The 22934-nt window shown below is 45.7% G+C and carries 20 protein-coding genes; 6 read left to right on the top strand and 14 right to left on the bottom strand.

Going from position 1 to position 22934, the window contains the following annotated elements:
* Positions 1-4: 4 nt before the first annotated feature.
* The 3 genes from NST26_RS03095 to NST26_RS03085 form a co-directional block, all read right to left on the bottom strand.
* Positions 5-3481 (bottom strand): hypothetical protein, encoded by a 3477-nt coding sequence (locus tag NST26_RS03095; RefSeq protein ID WP_340978476.1) that lies wholly within the window; start codon positions 3479-3481, stop codon positions 5-7.
* Positions 3482-3491: 10 nt separating this feature from the next.
* A complete protein-coding gene (locus tag NST26_RS03090) occupies positions 3492-4370 on the bottom strand; it encodes a DUF4007 family protein (protein WP_340978475.1) in 879 nt (292 codons plus the stop codon).
* A 164-nt stretch (positions 4371-4534) separates the two neighbouring features.
* The gene (locus NST26_RS03085) at positions 4535-5350 is read right to left on the bottom strand and encodes a hypothetical protein (protein ID WP_340978473.1); all 816 of its coding nucleotides are present in this window, start codon (positions 5348-5350) and stop codon (positions 4535-4537) included.
* A 128-nt stretch (positions 5351-5478) separates the two neighbouring features.
* Between NST26_RS03085 and NST26_RS03080 the strand changes: the two genes are divergently transcribed.
* Positions 5479-5829 carry a helix-turn-helix domain-containing protein gene (locus NST26_RS03080; RefSeq protein ID WP_340978472.1) on the top strand — a complete coding sequence of 117 codons (351 nt, stop codon included), beginning with the start codon at positions 5479-5481 and terminating at the stop codon, positions 5827-5829.
* Between the two features lie 200 nt (positions 5830-6029).
* Here NST26_RS03080 and NST26_RS03075 read toward each other — a convergent pair whose 3' ends face one another.
* From NST26_RS03075 to NST26_RS03045, 7 genes are all read right to left on the bottom strand, one after another.
* The gene (locus NST26_RS03075; RefSeq protein ID WP_340978471.1) at positions 6030-7922 is read right to left on the bottom strand and encodes a DUF2075 domain-containing protein; all 1893 of its coding nucleotides are present in this window, start codon (positions 7920-7922) and stop codon (positions 6030-6032) included.
* Positions 7923-7941: 19 nt separating this feature from the next.
* Positions 7942-8271: a nucleotide pyrophosphohydrolase gene (locus NST26_RS03070; protein WP_340978470.1), complete on the bottom strand. Its 330-nt coding sequence runs from the start codon at positions 8269-8271 to the stop codon at positions 7942-7944.
* A 134-nt stretch (positions 8272-8405) separates the two neighbouring features.
* The gene (locus NST26_RS03065; RefSeq protein ID WP_340978468.1) at positions 8406-8732 is read right to left on the bottom strand and encodes a DUF3139 domain-containing protein; all 327 of its coding nucleotides are present in this window, start codon (positions 8730-8732) and stop codon (positions 8406-8408) included.
* Positions 8732-9244 carry an RNA polymerase sigma factor gene (locus NST26_RS03060; RefSeq protein ID WP_340978467.1) on the bottom strand — a complete coding sequence of 171 codons (513 nt, stop codon included), beginning with the start codon at positions 9242-9244 and terminating at the stop codon, positions 8732-8734. Before NST26_RS03060 ends, NST26_RS03065 begins: the two co-directional genes overlap by 1 nt.
* A gap of 210 nt (positions 9245-9454) precedes the next feature.
* The gene (locus tag NST26_RS03055; RefSeq protein WP_340956143.1) at positions 9455-10231 is read right to left on the bottom strand and encodes a hypothetical protein; all 777 of its coding nucleotides are present in this window, start codon (positions 10229-10231) and stop codon (positions 9455-9457) included.
* Positions 10232-10261: 30 nt separating this feature from the next.
* The gene (locus NST26_RS03050) at positions 10262-11200 is read right to left on the bottom strand and encodes a trypsin-like serine protease (protein WP_340978466.1); all 939 of its coding nucleotides are present in this window, start codon (positions 11198-11200) and stop codon (positions 10262-10264) included.
* Positions 11201-11783: 583 nt separating this feature from the next.
* Positions 11784-12401, bottom strand: a complete 618-nt coding sequence (locus tag NST26_RS03045; RefSeq protein WP_340978465.1) for a type 1 glutamine amidotransferase family protein — start codon at positions 12399-12401, stop codon at positions 11784-11786.
* A gap of 205 nt (positions 12402-12606) precedes the next feature.
* Between NST26_RS03045 and NST26_RS03040 the strand changes: the two genes are divergently transcribed.
* Positions 12607-13347 carry a class I SAM-dependent methyltransferase gene (locus NST26_RS03040; protein ID WP_340978464.1) on the top strand — a complete coding sequence of 247 codons (741 nt, stop codon included), beginning with the start codon at positions 12607-12609 and terminating at the stop codon, positions 13345-13347.
* A 3-nt stretch (positions 13348-13350) separates the two neighbouring features.
* Here the strand turns inward: NST26_RS03040 and NST26_RS03035 are convergent, their stop codons facing one another.
* Positions 13351-13839, bottom strand: coding sequence for a hypothetical protein (locus NST26_RS03035; RefSeq protein ID WP_340978462.1), 489 nt, complete (start codon positions 13837-13839; stop codon positions 13351-13353).
* Positions 13840-14126: 287 nt separating this feature from the next.
* Between NST26_RS03035 and NST26_RS03030 the strand changes: the two genes are divergently transcribed.
* Positions 14127-15332, top strand: coding sequence for an MFS transporter (locus NST26_RS03030; protein ID WP_340978461.1), 1206 nt, complete (start codon positions 14127-14129; stop codon positions 15330-15332).
* A 115-nt stretch (positions 15333-15447) separates the two neighbouring features.
* A complete protein-coding gene (locus NST26_RS03025; protein ID WP_340978458.1) occupies positions 15448-16425 on the top strand; it encodes a phosphotransferase enzyme family protein in 978 nt (325 codons plus the stop codon).
* A 96-nt stretch (positions 16426-16521) separates the two neighbouring features.
* Here NST26_RS03025 and NST26_RS03020 read toward each other — a convergent pair whose 3' ends face one another.
* Positions 16522-17541, bottom strand: a complete 1020-nt coding sequence (locus NST26_RS03020; protein WP_445323311.1) for a carbohydrate-binding protein — start codon at positions 17539-17541, stop codon at positions 16522-16524.
* A 441-nt stretch (positions 17542-17982) separates the two neighbouring features.
* Between NST26_RS03020 and NST26_RS03010 the strand changes: the two genes are divergently transcribed.
* The gene (locus NST26_RS03010; RefSeq protein WP_340978456.1) at positions 17983-20142 is read left to right on the top strand and encodes a sensor histidine kinase; all 2160 of its coding nucleotides are present in this window, start codon (positions 17983-17985) and stop codon (positions 20140-20142) included.
* Positions 20143-20149: 7 nt separating this feature from the next.
* Positions 20150-20839, top strand: a complete 690-nt coding sequence (locus tag NST26_RS03005) for a response regulator transcription factor (RefSeq protein ID WP_340978455.1) — start codon at positions 20150-20152, stop codon at positions 20837-20839.
* Between the two features lie 25 nt (positions 20840-20864).
* On the opposite strand, the gene NST26_RS03000 is transcribed toward NST26_RS03005, so the two are convergent.
* Both NST26_RS03000 and NST26_RS02995 read right to left on the bottom strand, forming a co-directional pair.
* Positions 20865-21434: an SF0329 family protein gene (locus tag NST26_RS03000; protein ID WP_340956165.1), complete on the bottom strand. Its 570-nt coding sequence runs from the start codon at positions 21432-21434 to the stop codon at positions 20865-20867.
* Positions 21435-21646: 212 nt separating this feature from the next.
* Entirely contained in the window at positions 21647-22873 is a 1227-nt protein-coding gene (locus NST26_RS02995; RefSeq protein WP_340956167.1) for an RtcB family protein, read from the bottom strand.
* Positions 22874-22934: the final 61 nt, after the last annotated feature.

Below are 22934 nucleotides of genomic sequence, written 5' to 3'. Positions count from 1 at the left end.
ATTATCACTCCGATTTTACTACATAATTTTCAAACAGTTGATAGATAAGATATTCGAGTTCTTGACGTGGTACATTTTTCCCAGCACTATTCACAATTCTTTCTAAATTCGAATAAATCGTTGTAGATTTAACAGATAAATCAACCTTATTTATTAGTTTTCTACTATTGTTAAGTTGAAAAGAGACCACATTTAAATTATTTTGTTTTATCTCGCTATCTGTTAATATCAATTCCTTTAAATCATGTTTAAGCTGTGTAAAAAATAAATCATGCGTGGTATCAGACCAATCCTCCACTTTAACCCCAACATACTCTTCTGGAAATCGTTCTATCCATGTTTCTTCGTTCTCACAGGAAAGAGCAGCGTCGATTCTTTCTGGCAGCTTATTAATCGAGTAAGATCCTTCAGCTTTCTGGGTCTCAATCCATTTTATCAAGTCATTAAAGCTACTGACACCCACAACTTGCAATGTCTTACTAGCCAGCTCTTTTTTTAGCAATGTAGTGAAATTCTCCGCATATTTTTTAATTGCTAATAACTGCTCTTTGTTGTGGTAGTATTGGCTCATTAGCTGTGCAACTGATTGTTGAGGATCTACCTCAGACCTTTTAATAAGATCCCTGAAACTTCTAAATTCTTCGTCCACATTTACTGAAGTTTGCGCTATCCTAGGAAGTGACCTTAGCCATTTCAGTAGAGTACCACAAATGAATATGAGTCTAGACTGGTTATTTAATCGCGTTTCTATAAAATCAACAAAGTATCTCTCAATTGTGTTAAAGAATTCAATATAATTATCATTTATGTGTTCATAAGCGTACTGGTAGTTATTCGCGCCTATCTCCATTATAATTTCAAACAACTTAGCACCATTAATACCAGGAACAAACATATCATTCCGATACAACATAAACTCATTCCAACGATCCCTAAGTAATGCTACTAGGAGAATAGGGATCAATGGTTTTCTAATCCCAAAAGGTGGAGCTAAAAATAGCTCGACTATATCTTTAAAATCTCCTGCAGGATTATTCTCTAATCCTTCAATCAATTTTGTTCTAAGTGCAAGAAAGGATTCATTTTTTATGTTTGAGTAATCTAAGCTATTGACGTTCTCATCAAGCCTGTCATTGTTTTTGAATATAGCAGCAAATAAAGCATAGTCAGGTCCATTTCCTTTAATACCAAAATCCTTATTACGTGGATCTTCAATCATTTTATCGATTATCTGTATTGCTGCATTTCTCTGCACCCCCGAGATCACGTTCCTATTAAATGAGTCATTCAAAATCACCGGAGTACAATTATACAACTCATAGCACTTATCCGACAGTATCTCTGCTAAATCAAACTCAGAAGCAATCGGCACTTTTGTTCCACAAATATACCAATCCTTTTCTTCGTTATAAGAAGATATTTCTGACAAATATGAGGATATTCTAAATTTAGTTTCATTAAGGAGTATTTCCAGTTCTTCCTTAACGCCTTTATCTTCAGAGAGCAAATCCTTGTTTTTTCTTAATAGATCCAATCCACTATAATTATATACTTCAGGTAAAATCACTGATACCGGTTTAGGATGTAAAAAGAATAACTCCCTGTCCGATCTTTTGCTTAAATCTCGTAAGATTAAATCTAACGAGATATACATTTCTTGGTCATTCGCTAAAACATAGTATATTGTTAAATCGTAACCGTTAGCAATTTGATTCAACTTGCCCTCTATTATGTCTAGTCCGTATACAATTTTCACTGCAGAGAAGCGAGTCATTCCCTTATCATCGTTGTAACGTTCCGGCAGGTAAAATTTGTTAGTTAGGTTATTGTGTAATACCTCAACTTCTCTAGCTGGGTCTATTTTTAACAATTGCTTCTCACGATCTAGTTTTTCATGCAAATCAACTGAATTGCCTGCGAATAATTCCCAATAATCATTCACTCGATTAAATCGAATAACCTTATGCGTGCTTAATATTTGTAAAATTTCTAATAGTTCTTCCTCATTAATTCGCGTAGCAAATTTTAAAAATTCGGTGTTCAATTTTTGTTCACTTTGCACTGCACACAGATTCCAAAGAGTTATGATTTTCACTAAATTCATTGCCGATTTTTTATTTAAGAACCCCTCAGGAAGTCGAGCCACTGCTTTTCTATAGAGAAGAATATGTTCAGAAAAATCTTCATTACCGATATCATACGAATCAGGAAAGAAAAAATCGAATAACTGATGTACTAAATAATAGTCATTAGTTTTATTAATATGATTTAATAAACCACCAGTTTCTTGGCTTTCCAGAAAAGTAAACAATGTTCTTTCATTCTGTCCAAATACTCTAGTCAGATTTGGCAATAGAAAGATCGTTACGGGATGAAGAGGAAACATCCCTCTAACCACAAGTTCATCTCGCTCCGTTTGATTAATACTAGGAAAGAGCGGATATTTCCTCAACATTTCCCGTGTACTATTGAACTCTTTAGTGCTTATAATCGGCTTTTGATTAAGGTTCTCTGTTAATATGATTTCAGCAATCCTTAGAAAAGTTACTTGGTCACTTTTCACTAAATATTGACTAAACCTTTTCTCTATGCGCTGAAACTCCTTTGCTGCGTCCTCATTAGAAGAGCTGAAATAGTAACGCAAACTTTTATGAGTAATAAGCAATAAGTGAATCGAACTCGTTCTATTGGCTAGCTCAGCAAGATCTTGAATATCTTGCATCGCTTCATTAAAACTAGTCGTATTCAAACCTTGTAAAAATCTTGCGAATTCATCGTAAACCACAAATACTCCCAAGTTATTATCTTGAAGAACGGCTGTTAAGTGCTCCATTTGTGAAAGAAAGCTATAATCGTAGTCAATATCAAACTGAGCACCAGCACTAAGAAATGGATAGATAGCCGAAAAATATTTAATCTCAACGTCATTTTGCTTTTTTATCTCTTCAATCCAATCGTCAGGATTTCTCCCATCTTTCTTCAACTGATGACAAAACTTACGATAAGTATCAGGAAATTGCTGTTCCCACACCTCAACAGACTTTATGATTTTAGTGGATAACCCAGGTAATACGACGTCAATTCCTTTTTCTTTAAGTTTTTTTATTATTCCGGATAAAATAGAATGTCTAAATCTTCCTTCATTACCGCTCAATAAAATCGGTAAATAGGGTTTTGATAATTTACTAACAATTTTGATTTTCGAAGCTATTTGATCATCAACTTGTTCAAACTTCCCCACTAATGTTTCGATATCATAAGGGCTAGCCATTTTTGATACTATACTTCCAATTACATTCGCTAACAGTGATTTACCTGTGCCATATGGACCAACAATAATGTGTGCTCGATTGGCATCAGTAGTAAAACCATTAATTATACCTTTCATCGCCTCCGCATGGGAAGGTGTGGGAATATAACGTGTTATTAAATCAGCGTTCCCCAAATCGAATTTTATATTAATACTGGACTTAAAAGCCATATCTAGTAGCTCATCCTTTCAGAAGCTCACTCTTAATAAAATCAATTGACGTAATCAACGGTACTCTTATATAGTCCAAATTATTTGTTCTTACGTACTCAATCGGGTACTTTTCGTGGTTAGTAAGAATATTTAGCGCTTCAACGATCTTATTTCGAGACAGATTAAATGTTTTCCCCCATAGGTTATCACCATTCACAATCTCATCGACACTAATAAGCCGATCCTCAGGGATAGATTCAAAATCAAGAAGGATGTAGTAAAGTGATGCTATTCCAATTGAATTAAGCTCAGGGTTTATTTTCTTGATTGTATCAAAGCCCTCCCCTGAACGTTCACTTCTCATCAACTTTAGTTTTGAAAATGGGGAAAACATAGTATCCTCAGGATCATTATCATCAGGCGATTTGGTATAAAATTGAACTAGACAGTCTATATCTCGTTTCAAAGAATTTCCTGATATATCCTTCGCCTCATTTTGGCTAACCCATGTTACAAAGGAACTAAGTAAATCAGGTCTGCTAACAGAAGTTTCTCGATAATTATTAAAGTACCAATCAAATACTGTTGATTGATCATTTTTATTCTTTACCAAGTGATGGTGAAGAATAGCCAACGATTCATTTTTTTGCAAAAGACGATCACTCTTAAATAAAATTTCCCCTAATTCCGTTAGTGCATGTATCCGTTGCCCCTCTATTGTTCGTTCCTCGACAACATCAAAAGCAAACAACCAATACTTTAAAGCTTCAAGCATATTTTTCCCAAGCCCAACTGTCTCAAATGCATATTCATTGAAGAAAAACCTATTATCCTGTTTTACTGCCCTTAATCCTTTACTGAACCACTTATCTCTTATATAGAAACTTTGATGTCTAGCATAAGCCATATATGTAGAACTTCCTTTCTGAAAAAAAATCATCCCTGGAGAATAGTCTCCAGGGATGATTATACACCAAGATATAAAATATGGATAGTTTTTTAAGGAACCTATGTTCTATTTATTGTGTTTTGTAACGTTTTCATGAAATTATATATAGAAAACATTCATTTTCAAATGTCATTAAAACAGCCACACCCACCAATGTCCATTAAATCAATCGATGTTTCCTTATTGTTCAACTCCTCCTTTTCTATTTGCTCCCTAAATTCCTTTAAACTCAAATAGTTTATCTGTTTATCTATTGTTCTTCTTATGAAAGGAACTCTTTTCCCTATAATTAGAAAAAGTTCTTCTTGCTTGGCTTCATGATAAGCAAATCGTTCAGGCATTTGCTTTAATAAATTGTAAAAGTGTCCTTGCCCTCCTTTTACACAAAATCCCCCACAATTATTATGTGAAAAACCCATATTATATAAACGTGGCCTATTAACTCCGTATTTTTCAACCCAGATACACATATCCTCTTTAGACAAATATGGCTCATTAATTAGTGGAAACTCAACATGGTATGGTTTCCAATAGTCTCTACACTTTTTTGCGCGATGCTCTTCAGTCCAATCAATTCCAAGATATAAAGTAACTTCATCTGGAGAAAATCTCTTTTCAATCCAATTCCTTGCCGCCTCCCTTTTTAATATCCTACTACACGGATCATGCCTTGTGTTCCCCATATACCTTACCTCTTCAAAAACTTGCCATATATGCTTACCTACAGATATCCATTCCAAAGCCCCACCGATATATTCCCAACTTTCATTTAAAAATCGGTATAAATCTTGATCCTCGCCCCGATGAGGATGTCCATCATTTTTCTTTTTCGTATCAGTAAATAGGTTTATGATATCCTCACTTCCGTATTTCTGCATTACGCGCATTCCTGCCGCCCAACTTCCAATTCCACCTGATAAAAAAACTATTCTTTTCATACTTTATCCTCCCCCAGAAAAGTTAACTCATTGTTAAATTCAATTATAAGTTAACTATTAGTTAACTTCAATTATTATTTATTAACTTCTTGTTAACTTTGGGGTAAGATATTTCTGAGGTGGGTTTAATGCTAATATCGGAAAGAATAAAAAAGTTAAGAATTCAGAACAACCTTACACAATTACAATTAGGGGATGCCATAGGAGTATCAAAGGTATCAATCTCCGGTTACGAATCCCAAAAGAGGATTCCTGATGTAAATACATTAATTAGGCTTGCAGATTATTTTGAAGTATCTATGGATTTTTTGATTGGAAGAGAAGAAAGAGCATACATTAAAGAGTTAATAAAAGAAGACCGTCCACCTTATATTTTCTTTGGACAGGATAATTTAGAAGAAATAACAGCAGATGAGGCGCAGCGGTTAAAAGAAGAATTAGAAATGTATCGTCTTTACCAGCTAAAACAGAAGAAATAACAAAAGCTCTTTGGAGTAATTTGTAATTTTTCTGTTTCTGGCTAGAAAACCTTCCAAAATGCATCTTGATTTGCTCTTGAACACGTAACCCCCTTATAACAAAATAGAGGACAGAATTGTTGGCCCGGGGTTACCCGCTCCATTAATCTGATCCTCCATCTTTTCAATCAATGATAGTCCTCTATAGAACACTGCTACCCTCACCCCAAACCCACCACCACCCCCTGCAAAGCCAACCGCCTCCGCAAGTACGCCTTCAGATAAGGATCAACACAGTAGATATAACACCCCTTCGTCCCCCGGGTCATTAGGGTCCGGTAGGTGTTACGGATAATCTGATCGGCTATGCGGAGGGCTTCGTCCTTGTCTTTTTTGTACAGGGTCTTGAAGCCTGACAGGGACTTGTCCGTCTTCGCACGCTTAAAGGGGTCGGTGATGATCCGGTTGTTCTCATAACGCATATCTTCGCCGATGATCACGCCGACATAGTCGAACTCCAGGCCCTGTGAGGTGTGGATGCAGCCAACTTGCTCAATGGATTCCGGGTCGATAGCCCAAGTAGTTGTATTGTTCAGGTTCCAGCTCATGAAGAATTGGTACTGCTCTAAGTGAATATCATGAACGCCAGGATTATTCTTGCCATCGCTCTTCCAGTCCCAGCAGTAGCCGGCGAGCATTCGAGCCTTGTTATTGATCTGATTTTTGCTGAAGATTTCGTCCCGAAGCTTATTCGGGTCATCGTAGAGTTGGATGTCATACTCGAAGTCGAAGCCGTCTGCATTCGCTGTCTCCCGAATCTCAAGCACATCATCCAGCCATGCCAAATATCCGTCCGAGCCATTGCACCGGAATTGTGAGGCCAACGTCAGCTCGGTGATGTCTGCATCCATTTGCTCTGCATAGTGTCTAATCTGCTCCTTGCTGCCTACGTCATGCATAGCAATCTTCTGATATTCATCAATGAAGAATACGGAGAACCGGGAAGCACGGATGATCTCCATCGTCTGATTGATCCCTTTATTTTTGAACAGACCGGACTTCTCATTTAAGCGGTGCGCCTCATCGACAATCAGGCAATCGAATTCATTGGGCAATGCATCATAATATACACCTGAGCCTTTGAACAGGTTATCAATGACCGCTTTCTTCACGTTTTTCTGGAGCTTCTTCATATACACGGAACGCGGAGCGCTATTCTTGGTTACATATTGGCAGACGAGTTCCCGGGCGGTAAGCTCTACCAGCAGATTAATGCCAAGCACCGACTTCCCTGTCCCCGGGCCGCCTTCGACAATCAGGACTTGCTTTTTCCCCGACCGGGCTTGCTTCGCTAATCTCAAAGCTTCTTGATAAACAACATCCTGATCGTCGATCATAATGAATTCCTGATTTCCCTGAAGCATACTGAGGAGTGCATCCTGCAGCGATTTGGAGGGTTTAATTTTGCCGTGCTCAATAAGGTACAGTGATTTGCTTCTGTCGGTCTTTTTAATGTAGGTCGTGATAAACCCTCTTAGCTTCAGAGCATCTCCCTTGGAGAAGATCGGCGCTTCCTCAATGTATGGGTCGTAGACAGGATGCAATAAGGGATCATTATCTTTCTGAATATAGTTATGTAGATACGCACAAGGATAGAGCTGGACCGCTTCGTTCTGCACGCTCTCATTGTAATCATGAATTAGTCTGGCATAGGACCATGCCTGCTTCGAAGGATGCTGTGTGCTTGTCTTGGTTCTGTTAAAAAAGGTTCTGACCAGACCATCCGCATCCTCAACCGTCTCCACTTCTGTCCATTGCTTAAGCTCAATGATCACAACGGAGTATTGATCCTGTTCATTCAAGCCTGTAATCATGAAGTCGACTCTTCTTGGTTGCGCTGGAATCCTATATTCAATCGCGATTCCTGCGTCATCTGGAATGTCCGATGTGTTCAGTACTTTATATAGATAATTCATGGAATTGTTCCAGGCGTTGATTTCGCCCATGGCAGCTCTGCCGATTTTTTGGACGTACTGGTTATGGATCTTTACCGCAATCGTATCCTCAGTGACATCATCCATAAATTGCTGCTTGGTCGATTCGTAGATAATCATAGAGCTCTCCCCTATTCATTCACTGCTGTGTGCTTTTATGTGCTCTTCCCTTGGAGCTGGATATGGGGTATTTCTTCGCGTTCTTGTCTATCTTCTGGAGGATAGCATCCTTAACATCGATCTGCAGATCATGAGCCAGCGTTAGCGTGTAGATGAGAATATCGGCGATTTCGTCCTGCATGTCGGAGTAATGTTGCTCTATGGCCTGCTGACTGTTCTTCCATTGAAAAAGCTCCAGCAGTTCGCTAGACTCCAGTGTGATCGAGAGCGCCAGATCCTTGGGATCATGGAATTGCTTCCAGTCCCTGTCGTCACGGAATTGAATGATTCTCTTCATTAATTCGTCCATGTGTACCCCCGCCTATTTGATCAAATTCTATTTTCCACAATTTCTCTGTATATATTAATGATAGTTCAATCCTTAATGTAAATCTATGATATTTCTAAAATTACACAGAAAAGGACTCCTATTGGAGCCCGGGTTCATTCTTCAATATGCTTATATCGTTTTGTTCCATCCTCCACACCGTGAACAGGAGCCATACTGTATTGATATATCTTTCCATTTTCTTTACGATAATAATATCTGGAACTTCTATCATCATTAAAAATAACGGTTGTACTCACCAGAGGAGCTTTACCAATTTGAGTATAAATTTCATATATATCATTCAGGTTATACCCTCGTTTTTCTTGCAAGTATATTTCCACTTCGCTCGTTGTTTTGTCTTTGAATATTTTTAATCCGGCGAATCCTAAAGCGCAAGCCATCAGAACAATCACCAGAAGTAGTATTTTTATTTTTTTCATTATACCCCACCTTCTTCCCTCAAAACCCGCAGCACCCGCCCCCTAGCTCTGGAAATATACTGCCGAACATGCTGTGTGGGAATATTCAAAAGCTCCCCGATTTGTTGATCCCGCATCTCCAGCTTGTATTTGAAGTAGAGCAGATTCCGGTCGCGTTCAGATAATTGCATCATCGCCTCCGTAAGTGCTCCTATGGCTTCAGCTTGGATGTAGTTCTCTTCTGTCGCGGCTGCGAGATCAGGGATTTGCTCCGCTACATCGTTGTTCAAGCCGGTATAGACCTTCTTGGAACGGCGGATGCGCCTTCGGATATGGTCATAGCAATAATGCTTAATGGTATTGACGACATAAGTGGTAACTTTGCAGCCGCTTAAGGAGCGCAATAGAGATGTTTTGGGGATCAGCTTAATAAAAGCTTCCTGAATTAGATCATCAATGACTTCTTGATCCTTAATAATATTAAATGCTTTCTTTCTCATTAAAGGATAGTGGTTCTCATATAAATTCTTCATGAATGTTCTATCATCATCGGGTTCACAAGCCTTTAGAACGCGAAGTGAAATTTGTAACCCCTCCCCATATAATCCATATTAATTCCATTTTTAATTAATTATACCCTTTTTCCTGGTGATTCGGGCTCGTGAATAATAGGCTGGCGCAGAAAAAAAGAACGCCACGGCGTTCTCTTAATTATTCAGTATCACGTAGCTTCTAATGTCTCTCTATCTTCGTTTTCGGGCAAACCATGAACTTGGACTTAACAGGACAATGGTGATCACCACCACCGCCCCAAGCAGCATGATGTTCCAGCGGTCAAAGGTCCGGTAGAACAAATCCGGCGAAAGATACACTCCATTCTGATACAATACGTCATCAATATATCGTGCAAAGGTATGCGTTCCCCGATCCAGGGTCCAATGCTGCTGACGTACAGCCGCTCGAAAAGGCTTATTTGCTCTAATCGCTGAATCCAATACAGCCTCTAAGCTGTCCATTTGCACATAGTAATAGTTCTCGCTCAATGCAGGATTTGCATCCTCTGCCGTCTTGAATGGCCGAACATACCGCCACCGCTTCTCATAGGTAGGATAGCTGGTATACCCATACCCTAACTCATAGAATGAAGATTCCTGGGATTTTGGCGGAATGGCCTCAATGATTGTTCCCTTGGGAATTTCTAAGGCAACCGCCGTTGCCCCGCCTGGAATCTCAGTATAATACTGCAAGGTTACAGGCGCTTCTATACGATGAGTTAATGAATATTCAGGCTCGCCAGATATGCCGGGAAAATAGGAGCTATACGCACTCAGATCCATTTGCTCCAGCGGAATGCCTTGTACATAGGGGCTGGCCGTTGCTGCAGCTGAGAAGTCTTTGCGTAACTGGTGATTGTGAACCCACGCAGACCCTGTCCGGTAGACAACAATACACATGAGGATAATGACCGTCAACACGGCGCACCACCACAGGAATGGTCTAGAGACTGAGGGAACAGACATGTCATTATCCTCCTTATGGGTACAGTTTAACTAATTCACCTTGACGGTGAAGCCGGCATGCTCCGCATAATAAATCGGGGTGGAATACATAATCTTAGCAGGCCCGCTCGTCGGATTGCTTCTGGCCGTTACAATGCCATGCAGCTTGTTCGCACTTCCATCCTTCATATATACCGGTCCGCCGCTGTCTCCCCCGGCAACGGCATCGGTACCGGATGAGTTCTGCATCAGAGACTGATACAGGCCATTCACGTAATAGGTATTAAACAGGCCATCGGAGTAGATAACGTTTATGCTCGCTTGTGTCACAGTCCCCCAAGAATATCCGGTCGTTGCTCCGTATTTATAGATCGTGGTTCCCACAGGGACCGACGAATAGGTGCCGGTAATGGACACACTTCCATACACTTTGTTCGTCGCCGTATCGCTTCCGGTTAACTTCACCATCGCAAAATCGCCCAGTGAATCTACGCCAGTCGCACCATTAGTTCTATTCGCACGCTGATAACTCACCTGTCCTGTCCGTGTTCCCGAATACTGAATATAAGGATATCTTGTAGATAAGAAGCCTACCTTCTCATTGCTGTGTCCAGCCGTCAGAATGGCACTACTGCCGCCATAGGTACCGCCAATGCCGACACTTAACCCGGCACCGTTATCTTCATTGGTAATTCGATCCCCGCCCCATAATTGGGCTGTACTCGTATTAGGTGTTCCCGGCTCGATCCGGACAGGCAAGCTCTCCGTTGTCTTCTGGAGGGTCTGGGGCTGCTCGTTCATAAGCTTATTGTAATCCTCTTCGATCACTGAAACGTAGAACTGGTTAGCCTTCCGGTCCACACCGTAGCTACCGATGCTATAATTCTGCTCCTCCAGCTGTGTAACGACTTGATCTAGACTATTCAAATAATTCAGTGAATATGAAGCGCTTTCAAATATAACATGCTCACTATCTTGTGCACGTTTCATATAATCCTCTTTCAATTCTTCAGAAGGATCTACTAACATAATAACCAGTTTGTCGCCGCTGACATATTCTCCTGCATAATTATCAGGATAAATGGGGGTGCCTAGCTCATCTTTATTGAAACTATCCCAGAGATTCTGATAGGCTTGAAGGGCCGGTTCTTGCAATTCCATCGCTTGTATAATGGCCTTCGGTACAGTATGTGTTAAATCTGCATTTCGGTCAGGATTAGAAGCAGCTACACTCAGCGGAATCATTAGAAATACGAGCATGAGGCATAAAAAATAACGAATGTTCTTTTTCAACAAACTCATCCTCTCTTCATAAGTATCCAGCAGGTCTCACCTAAAGCTCCTATACGTCATCTTTGTCTACAAGTAAAGTCCTATAATTCCTCCCTTCGATATAGAAATAGCGTTAATAGTCGAAATGACTCATGCTGTCTATCAATATAAGACGCATAACTCGACTAAATGTAACACTTTTTTGAATAATTTAACTTTTTAGATATTAGTATCTTTGGAATCCCCCAGACCAACAGAAATACCCTCTCCGTATAGAGAGGGCGGTCTTCCTCAATTGCTCTTATCCCATCAACGCATAGTAATACTTCGCTTCCTGAGTCTTATACAGACCATACCAGGCATCTAATTTATGCGGAGCAAATACATCCAGGGCTTTCAATACATGCATGGTGAATTCCAGCGGGGCGATGCCGGTTGCTGTGATCAGCTTGCTGTCCGTTACAGCAGGCTGGTTCTGGTAGAACTCTTCGCCGGTGTACGTGGGACAGATCATTTTGAGGTACTCCAGGTCATTGCTTGTATGCGGGCGTGCATTCAGCAGTCCGGCCTGGGCCAGTCCCATGGTGGCTCCGCAAATGGCTGCCACTAATATATCCTCCTGTATACATCTCTCAGCGAGCCCAAGGATCGGCTTGTGGATGGCTTCGGTCCATGTCTCACCGCCGGGTAGGATCAAGGCATCTCCGCTTACCAAGCTGCACTCATCTACCCTGATGTCAGGCATGATTTTCAGTCCGCCCATGGTAGTGATCAGTGTCTTCTCATTGGCTACGGTAACTATTGTAGATGGAGCTTGTCCCTCCTTGTAACACCTTCCCGAGTTCAGTTCAGCCGTTAGATACCCTATCTCCCAGTCTGCCATGGTGTCTAACACATATAGATATACTGTATGTTTCATGTGTAGCTCCTCTCTCTATGACTATCTCTATAATAAAACAACTTCACTGACAACCGCTGTCAGTGAAGCTATGTAAGCTGAACATATTTCCTTTCCCTCCTATCAATAAAAAACAGCTATAATCAACAGTTCCATTCCCACCTATGAACAGCTATGCTATCTTACCTTTATGCATTTATATTGTATTGCCAAGGAGGAACTAGCATTGACTGCGCATAACAATCTGGAAGAGTACCGCGACCCGGTCAACTATGATCTGGAGTTCGGCGGGGAGACACGAAAATATCAGTTCTATCTGGAATGGGCCAAGGCGTCTGCCGGGGAGGTCTCGGAGCTGGCTTGCGGAACCGGATTGACGACTCTGCCGCTGGCTCAGGCGGGAATCGCAATGACTGGCGTTGATATTGCTTCCTCTATGCTGGCTTATGCGCGGGTGAAGGCCGGAAACTTGCCTGTAGAGTTTATCGAAGCTGATGCGCGAACCTTCCGCTCTGATAAGAAGTTTGCCATGATCTATTTAACGGGGAATGCGTTTCAGGCTTTTTTGAGCGATGAGGATCAAGCCGCCTTGCTCCGTACCGTCTACCATCATCTGGAGCCCGGAGGACGTCTGATCTTCGAGACGCGTAATCCCGCAGGAACTGACCTGTCCGATGAAGGGGAGACGGCTTGGGGGCAATTCACCGATTCAGATGGCAACGTAGTCAAGGTATCGGGCACACAGACCTACGATGCGGAACGTTCCATCATGCACTGGGTAACCTTTCGCGATTGGGGCGATAAGCGGACAGAGTCGAGGATCGACTGCCGGTTTACAACATACGCTGCGCTGACAGAGTTACTGACCCGTAACGGATTTCTTATCGAGCACCAGTATGCGGACTGGGACCGCACACCGTTCACCCCCTCCTCCCCTCTCCTTATCAGCGTATGTAAGAAATCGTAATCTTCAATCTGTTCTTTTTGCCATAATTAAGCTGATGATCTGCTTCATCTCCTCTTGGTTCAGGACGGAATACCAGCGGCTTGTTGTGTTATCCTTGCTAATCTTCGCCAGAAGCAGTTCCGTCCTATCTTCGGAGACATTCAGAATCACTCTTAGGCTGCCCTGGACGTCTAAAAATATAGAGTCGAAGGGGTCGGCTCCTTTCTGGTCACTTTTTGTCTTTTCCTTCACTTGCAGGTTGGAAAGCCGGGTTATGAGATCGCTAAGATGGTCTTCACCCTTAATCTTGAATTCGCTCTCTGCGTCATTTCCAGGAATGAAGGTCAATGTAGTGATCTTCTTATTAGGTAAGGCGGGTGCGACCTGCCCTATTGTTGTTGTTACAGGAATGAGCCAGATCCGAATGGTGGTACCATAATTTTGGATCAACAGGACTATAGGAAGAACGGCAACTAGAATTCTCAGTATTAAAAAACCCTTCCCTTTACGCATAAAAGGTTAACCCTCCTTGTTCCTCATTCCTCTTGATATCATCCTAACATTCATCCCCAAGTATATCATATGCTGGTTATCCCCTCCCCTTCGCGCACCAAAGACGCCGCAGGCGAATCTGGGCGTCTCGTGTTCCTTCTATTTAGTTCTGCCCTCTTTTCTAGGGAACTTCCATGTTCCTATAGCACCCGCATCATCCTATAGGACTTAAAAGTGCGTACTTCTACATTTCTTATTTACTGTTTACACTAACATCAGCCATTGATTAACGAGGGGGAATGATTAATTTGGGACAAAACTGGAAAATCTTCATACTTGCTGTGGTCTGCTTTATTGTCGGGACATCCGAATACATGATCACGGGCATTTTAGATAAAGTTGCCGCAGATACCGGAGTGACATTATCTCAGGCTGGACAGTTAATGACCGTCTACGCACTAGCCTACGCCATAGGTACCCCGGTCCTAATGGGGGTCACAGCCCGGTTTGACCGTCGAAGGTTGTTGTTGTACTCGCTTGGCTTAATCATCGTGAGTAATGCGCTTATCATGATTTTTCCGGGTTATGGATTTATGCTGCTTGCACGGATAATCATGGCACTCGGAACTGGCGTATTTGTCGTGACATCGCTTGCCTTAGCCGCTAAGTTAGCGCCTTCGTACAAGAAGGGGAGTGCGATTGCAACGGTGTTAATGGGTGTCACCGCTTCACTTATTTTGGGCGTGCCCATTGGCCGGGTGATTGCCGCCGCGTACGATTGGAGGCTGATTTTCGGCGGTATTAGCCTTCTTGCTATGGTCAGTCTACCCGTCCTGGCAAGCGCAATACCGCGGATGGAAGGTGATGAGCCGATCTCCTTTGCCAAACAACTGGCTATGGTGAAGAGACCGCGAATCGCACTCTCTCTCGCCATTAACTTTTTTATGACGATGGGTTATGGCATTGCCTTCACGTATTTGTCGCCTTATCTGCTGGAAGTTGCCGGAATGAGCGATCGATGGATGAGCGGCGCCCTGTTCGCATACGGCATCGCCAGTCTGATCGGGTCAAAGGCAGGGGGAAGCGGCACCGATCGATGGGGTGTAGGCAGAACGTTAACTGGAGCAACGTTGTTAAATATGGTGATGCTGATATTGTTATCGGTAGTCTCTGGCACTTCCATATTCCTTGTTTTCTCGGTGCTGGTGCTTTGGTCGCTCTTCTCCTGGGCAGCTTCTCCAAGCCAGCAATATGATCTTCTTACCTTGTCTCCCAAGACATCTGGTGTCATGCTTGCCCTCAATACATCTGTGCTGCAGCTGGCGATAGCGGCGGGGGCTGGACTCGGAGGCATTGTCATTAACTATTTATCGCTGCAAGCCATTATGTGGGTCGCTGCTGCCTCCGTTGCTGTAGCGGCTATGATTTCTGCTGCGTTGTTCGGCAGGATAAGCTATCGGTCGCGCCAAGAGAGTCAAAGAGCAGAAATACTAACATCTACAGCTCCGGAATAAGCTCCGGCTCCCCTTATCAATAAAAAACAAATATAGTCAACGGTTCCATTCCCGCCCATGAACAACTATGATATCGTACCTATTATACTTTGATAAATAAGGGAGCGAGCTGCGATTGGATGCACACTTGAATACCGCAATGGAAGCACTGGAGCACTACCCTATAAGCTGCAAATCGGTTGATTTCATTGCACAGAGCGGCAATACGATCTACAAAGTCACTGATCTGGACAACAATAGTTACAGCCTCCGGCTGCATATCTCCAAAGGTGACGCCCTTGAGCAAATCTGGAGTAAGCGGGAAGTGCTTCAATCCGAGATGGTCTGGCTAGAAGCGTTAACCTTGGATACCGATGTGACCCTGCCTTCACCTTGTAAGAATATTCGCGGAGAATTCATTACGGACGTGAACCATACCCACTGCACTTTATTACGATGGGTGGAGGGTGAACAGAAGCCTTTCATTCCTTCTATAGAAGATGCCGGGGCCATAGGTGAATTAATCGGCAAGTTACATAAGCAAGCCTCGAACTGGAGCATCCCCAATGCTTTTGAACGCCCGGACTTTGATGGCTCCCGGATCTTACAAGCCCTTAATACGCTGAAGGAACGTGCTAATGCCGGACTGTTTGATGCAGGAGATACGGAGCTTCTGCTGCATGCCGGTGAGCGGGTCATTCACATGATGGACTCTATGGAGCGGACAGCCAGCAATTGGGGCATGATTCATGCCGATCTGATTCCAAGTAATTTGGTGTTTGATGGAGAAGAAGTACGGCCCATTGATTTTGGTGCTTGCGGGTTCGGTTATTACTTAGTGGATTTGGGCTGGACGTTCTCCTACATCCATCCTTCATTCAGAGAACAGTTGCTTCAGTCTTATTCCAAGCACCATCCGTTGCCGGATAACTATATTAAAAGGTTAGAGGGCTTCTTCATTGCAGCACAGCTGGAGACGATGAATTTCTGGCTGGGCCTGCCGGACTGGCAGGAATGGCTGCCCGGGCATATCGGTAAATTAGCCAGTAGAGAGATTACGGCCTACTTAAACAATGAATCGTTTCTCTTCAGCGGCGTGCCGTATTGGGAATGACCTTCACCTGGGCTTGGCACACGCGCAAAAACAAAGACGCTGCGGGGTAACTCCCCGAGCGTCTTTGTTCTTTTTTTATAGAAGGAAGGGACTCCCTTAATTCTGCCCCCCATACCCCTTATACGTACCATAGACGGCATTCGCATACTGATCCGCCAGGATCGGGCGGCCGTAGGAATCGGTGGCTCCTGGATACCAGTTGTCGCCCCCGTTGTAATGTAAGAGTCCGTTGTAGATGTTGCCGAATCTTGCGATCTTCTCATCAAGAATCAGTCCGCCTAAGGCTACCTGATCCTGTTCGCTGCTGTGATTATACGTACGGCCGAATTTGGCGCTGAATTGGGAGGCATACGCGGCGCGTGTATTCGGCTCGACCTGCATCAAGCCGTCACCGGCGGATGGACTGCCCGGCAGACCTGCTCCGAAGCTGCTCTCCTTCTTGATCACCGCGCTCAGCAGTAGTGCGAAATCTCCGCCTTTGCCGAATTTATTGTCCACATTCATGGCATAGGTCCAGATCTGGCTGGGCACCTCGGAGGGGCGGGTGACGCCGGACGCTGGCGGTGAACCGGTGTAGATTTTGACCGAAGACATCTTGTCATTCACACTCTCGCCGACCCAGGAGGAGCTTGATGTATAGGTCCACTTCGTGCCGCCGAAATTATCGTCCGCATACACTTCAACCGTCCAGCCATTCGGTACCTTAAGCGAGGACATCCAGTCATTCGGAATGCCCGCATTGTTCAACTGGGACAGCACATAATTGCCCGCTCCCAGGGTGACGGCCTTGCCGCCATAGTCCCTATCTGCATAGAAGATGGCTCCGTTCGTGGCCGGTGGCGTTGTGGGCGTTGGTGTGGGTGTTGTGGTGCTGCCGCTTTTCCATAATGCAGGAACATTCGGCGGCTCCCAGCCGGTCAGGGACGTATGCGCCTGCAGACAGGTATATGTACCTCCTCCATACGTTACGGTGTCATTCACCGCATAGGCCGTGTTCGGCGACCACGCTCCTCTCGCGGCTGCATCTGCATTCGGTAAGGCGGTGAAAAATACGGAGAGCAGTAATGCGAATGCGGCCAACAGGGATACAGCTCTAGCTGACACTTTGGTATACAATAGCCAAGCCTCCTTAGATCATTTCCCCTCATAAAATAACCCCACAAAGCCCCAAAACATAACACCAAGCGGAAACGGCATTGCCGTCCTTTTAAAGGACGGTACCGTTTCAGCGAGAAAGATAAGGATAATTATAGCGCGAAGCATATAAATTCTTATCTTTTAAAAAGAGCCCTCCAGGGGGCTATTCATCAGGGTAATATATTTTATTACCGATTTTCTAATTCATTCCAACATTGTTGTAGTTTTTGAATCACCTCGAGAAACTTACAATTTTCGACATTCCTATCTCCTTATCTAGCATTCTACACAGGAATTTAGCCTCTTAATGTAAGAAAAGAAAACTTTACATATTGCAATTTCACACAATTTTCGGCAATGATGCTATCATTAAGGCAATGAGCTTAAGAATGACGAATCTTGTAGATTGGGGTCGGCTTCATGATGAGGGGTATACTAAGGTCCGGTTCTCGTAATATCTGGTTACATATCGCTGTGGTCGTAGTTATCGGGCTGATCGCAAGCTATGCCATCCTGTCTGCAACGCCGGGTGCCCCCAAGCCTCGAAGCAAGGAAGGCCTTCTGGATCTAACGCATACCTCTATCCATATGAATCCGCTGAAGTTACAGGGAGAATGGGCCTTCTATTGGCACGAGCTGCTCTCACCCGGAGATATACGAAGCCGGATGGCAGGCGGGGAACCGGCTGGCCGGGAACGGTATATCAACATCCCGGGCTCCTGGCTCGGCTACCCGCTGGAAGGTCAAGCGCTGAAGGGCGAAGGCTATGCCACCTTCCGGCTGGTGATCCGGCTTAGTGAGCAGGACAGCAAGGAGCGGCTGGCTCTGCGGCTGCCTACTATTTTTCATGCCTATAAATTGTGGGTGAATGGAGAGCTGCTAACAGAGGTCGGTGTGGTGGATCAGGACAAGGAGGGCATGACGCCGAGCTTGGCTACGAGACTGGTGTTCTTCCAGCCTGAAGGCGACACGGTCGAGCTGGTTATGCAAGTAGCGAACTTCCATCATAAGCGGGGCGGCATCACCAAGAATATCGAGCTGGGCGGCAGTAATGTGTTAACGGTCCGGACCCATCTGAGGATTGCTGCGGATATGTTCATCACCGCCAGCCTGCTGGTGATCGGCGTGTATCATCTGCTGCTGTTCATGCTGCGGCGTAAAGACCGGGCACCGCTATACTTCGGTCTGTTCACTGTGATGTTCGGTATCCGCTCCCTGCTGAACGGCGAGCTTATGCTTACCCAATGGCTGCCGCATTTTCCGTGGGAGTTGCAGTTCAAGCTGGAGTATCTGATTCTATGCCTTGGCGGGTGGATGATCACGATGTATTTTGAGTGCATTTTCCCGGATTACGTGTCACGGTGGTTCCGCTATGGCAGCTGGATCGTCACCGGTGCACTCTGTCTGGTGGTTGTAGTGACTCCTGCCGTGATCTATTCAAAGATACTAGTGCTGATAGGTGTGGTCGTGGTTCTCCATATGGTGTATCTGATGGCGGGGCTGGCTCACGCGGCCTTGCGGCGGATGGAGGGAGCGCTGATCTTCCTGCTGGTGTCGGTGGTGGCTCTCGCTACGGTGATCAACGATTTCCTGTATTACAACGAATGGTCGCCCATTGGGAACAGCTCGCCGTTCGGACTGCTCATCTTCACGGTCGCCCAGATGCTGCTGCTCTCTTCAAGATTCACAAGGGCAGCAACGAATGAAGAACGGATTGCCCGGGAGCTGCAGGAGGCCAATCTCAAGCTGACCGGGATGAATGCCAATCTGGAGCAGATCGTGCTGGAGCGCACCCATGCCTTATCCTCAGCCCACGAGGATCTCCGCCTATCGTATGAGCGGTTACTGCACTCCGAGGAAGGCAGGAAGAAGCTGCTGGCCTACATTACGCATGATCTGCGCATGCCGCTGTCCAGTATGCTGGGTTATGTCGAGGCAGTGATGGATAGGGTCAAGCCGGAGAGCAATGAACAGTATCTGCAGTATATCCGCGATAACACGATAAGGATTAACCGTATGATCGGGGAGCTGAGCTTCTTGTCCCATCTGGAGACAGGGCAAGTGGAGTACCGGATGGTGCCTGTTCAGGTGACTCCTTTCCTGCGCGGCTTCTATGAACAATATGAGCTGGTGGTGCGGGATGCGGGGCTGGATTTCGATCTGGACATCGGGGATACAGCAGACCTGGGCGCTGGCCGGCCTGTTGCCCGGATTGATTCGCAACGCTTAGAGCAGGCACTATTCAATCTGGTGTCAAATGCGATGAAGTTCACTCCTGGCGGCGGGTTGGTGCGTCTTGCCTTAGCTGTGGACGAGGTGAACGATACGCGGTGTGTGGTCATCAGCGTACAAGACTCCGGCATGGGTATTCCTCCAGAGCAGCTGGAGCAGATCTTCGACCGCAATTACCGGGTGGACCGGCCGGGGCTGGACATGGGCGTAGAAGGTAGCGGGCTGGGGCTGGCGATATGCAGGGAAATTGTACAAGCGCATGGCGGGAGTGTCCGGGCGGAGAGCGACGGGAAGACGGGGTCGATTTTCCAGGTCATATTGCCATTGATTCAGGAAGCAGGAGAGTGACAATAGAATGGACACATACCGAATTATGATCGTCGACGACGATCCCCATATCTGTGAGATTGTTCAGCTATACTGCCAGCGGGAAGGCTTCGAGTCCTCGTATTGCCACAGCGGGGCCGATGCTATGATGCTGCTGGCGTCCTTTAACCCGGACCTGATTGTGCTGGATGTGCTGCTGGCGAATGAGAACGGCATTGACTGGTGCAAGAACGCACGCAATTACACGAATGCCCCGATTGTGTTCCTAAGCAGTCAGGAGGAGGATGAGGTGAAGATCAGCGCCTTATCGTATGGCGGGGATGATTATGTGACCAAGCCGTTCAGTCCGGGCGTACTCATGGCCAAGATCAAGGCTCACCTCCGCAGGGTATCCACGGGCAGAAGGGAACAGCTGCTGGAGCTGCCGGGACTGACGCTGGATTTCTATGCACAGTCGGTCCATATGGGCAGCAGAACGATTTTTCTGTCGAAAAAAGAATTCAGCCTGCTCTCCTACATGGCACAGAACGTGAATCAAGTAGTCACTGTCGATACGCTGTTTCACCTTATCTGGGGGATGAAGAGTCTGGAGGATACGCGAACGGTGGCGGTCCACATCAGTAATCTGCGCAAAAAAATTGAGCAAGACCCTATCCATCCCGAGCGGATTATTACGGTCCGGGGGGCCGGATATATGCTGGTTGCCGGGAAACGCTGAGTACAAGCGGAAACGGCCATTACAATCATCGTGCTCCGCGCCGCAGATCATAGAAATACTCCACCGCCGGATGCTTCCGCTGCATCTTCACTGACATCCCCTCGATCCGCTTCCGCCCGACTCTCCGGTCCATCAGAGCCAGAATATTCAAGATGATATCGCTGCTCTCCAGGCTCTCCTCGATAGGAGTAACCAGGAACTTATTCGCTACTACAATGAAATTCGATTTCGTCAGGGCAGCCTGGGCCAACATTAATGCCTTGGCGTGTTCGGTGGTTAAGCGGCTTCGGGCCATGATGATTAGGCGTTCCTCAGGGATGGGCCCCTTGGCCGTCAGTCTGACTGCTTCAATGTCTTCATGGGTGACGGAGATATGGAGCTCCGGATCATTCTTGACCTCCAGCTCAGACGAATACCAGCGGATGGGGCTGGACTTGTCGGTCATGCTGAGAATATTCTTCTTGTCCACCGTAATATAACAGGTGCCTGATTTATCCGGCGCATAGCGGTAAGCGGGCGCCCGGTACTCTACCCGTCCTTCTAAGGATGGACTGAGGAAGCCCTCCAGTTGTTGCTTCAGTTTGCTCCAGGACATGTAATCCCTCCCTATTGAAAATGGGAAAAGGCCTGTCGGCCTCTTCTTGAAGTTCTATGTTACCATACTTCGCGTCCTTGCTGCCCGCCTGTGGAGACTTCGTGATGGATATTATCTGGGGTGATACAAGATAGGATTTCATCCAGTGTAACCGACTTTGGGTTGATGATAAGCTGTCCATCTTCCTTATCATGACGCACTTGAATCCCCCCTCAATCCTTATACGGATCGAACTCATCCGCACCCGCCATACATACGCCCACTGGCTTTAGCACATGCATAACCTCAATGGTCCCGGCGTGCGCGTCCAGCACTTCTTGCAGCTTCCGGTAGACAAAAGGACTCTCGTCCGTCCCCGCGCCACGCAGCACTACGCCGAACTGCCGGACCGCCTCCAGCATTTGCGCTGTCGTAATTTGACCGCCGCTGCGGGTACGGGTTTTATAGTTCATACGGCCCGCAGCCTGGGTCCGGCTCATGATTCGGCCCGCTCCATGAACGGTGCTGTAATAAGCATCCCGGTTCTCCTCGCTGTCCTTACCCCGGACGATTACGGAGATGTCTCCCATGCTGCCGCCGATGAAGCCCATCTGGCCGGGAGCCGATGGGGTTGCCCCTTTGCGGACGACGATGACTTCCTTGCCGTCATGCGTCTCTTTCCAGGCATAGTTATGATGGTTGTGCACCTCCAGATCCGCTTCCGTTCCCAGAATCGCCAAGACCTGCTGGATGACATAGTCTCTTCCCGCATAAGCATAGCGCCCGGCCAGCTTCATGGCTCTGTAATACATATCGCCCAGCTCACTGTTCAGGTCGAGCAGAACGGGCGGCTGATCCATCTTTTCCCCGGGGGCATTCGCCAGAAAGTCTCTGCCTGCTGCCAGGTTAAGGAACCCGCTCGCTGTCTTATGCCCGAACCCTCTGCTGCCAAAATGATTGGCAATCCAAACCCGGCCGGTTGCGTCTTCTTCTAATATGTCAACGAAGTGGTTGCCGCTGCCGACCGTACCGAGCTGATTCTGCGCCAGGGCCTTCAGCTTATCATGTACTCCGCTGCCCACCGCCTTGAACACCGCCCAATCCGGGTCGTCGAACAGCTCGTGTTCCACACGCTCGTTATTAACCCGGCCTATGCCGAAGGAGATTCTGCGGGCAATCTCATCCATAATCCCTGAGAGCCGCGGCCGCAGCTCCTCTATCTTCAAGCCGGTCCGCACCGCCTTATTCCCGCATCCGATATCGTAGCCTACGCCAGACGGGGAAATCTGTCCATCGTATACGACCACGCCGCCGATCGGCTGGCTGTAGCCTTTATGATGATCCGCCATCAGCAGGGTCTGCACCACATTTCCATTCTCCTCACACATCCGGGCCTGCATCAGGGCTCCTTCATCCGGCTTCCCCCACACGCGCACACCGTCAATATTCTGATAAGCCATATCTTTTCAACCTCCTATGTTCGGGATCACCCGACGCTTCTGTGTCTATATTCGCTTATAT

This window comes from Paenibacillus sp. FSL R7-0128 (assembly GCF_038002245.1).
Taxonomy (GTDB): Bacteria; Bacillota; Bacilli; order Paenibacillales; family Paenibacillaceae; genus Paenibacillus_AQ; species Paenibacillus_AQ silagei.
Note: the sequence above shows the minus strand (reverse complement) of the source record. Positions and strands in the feature narration are given on the sequence as shown.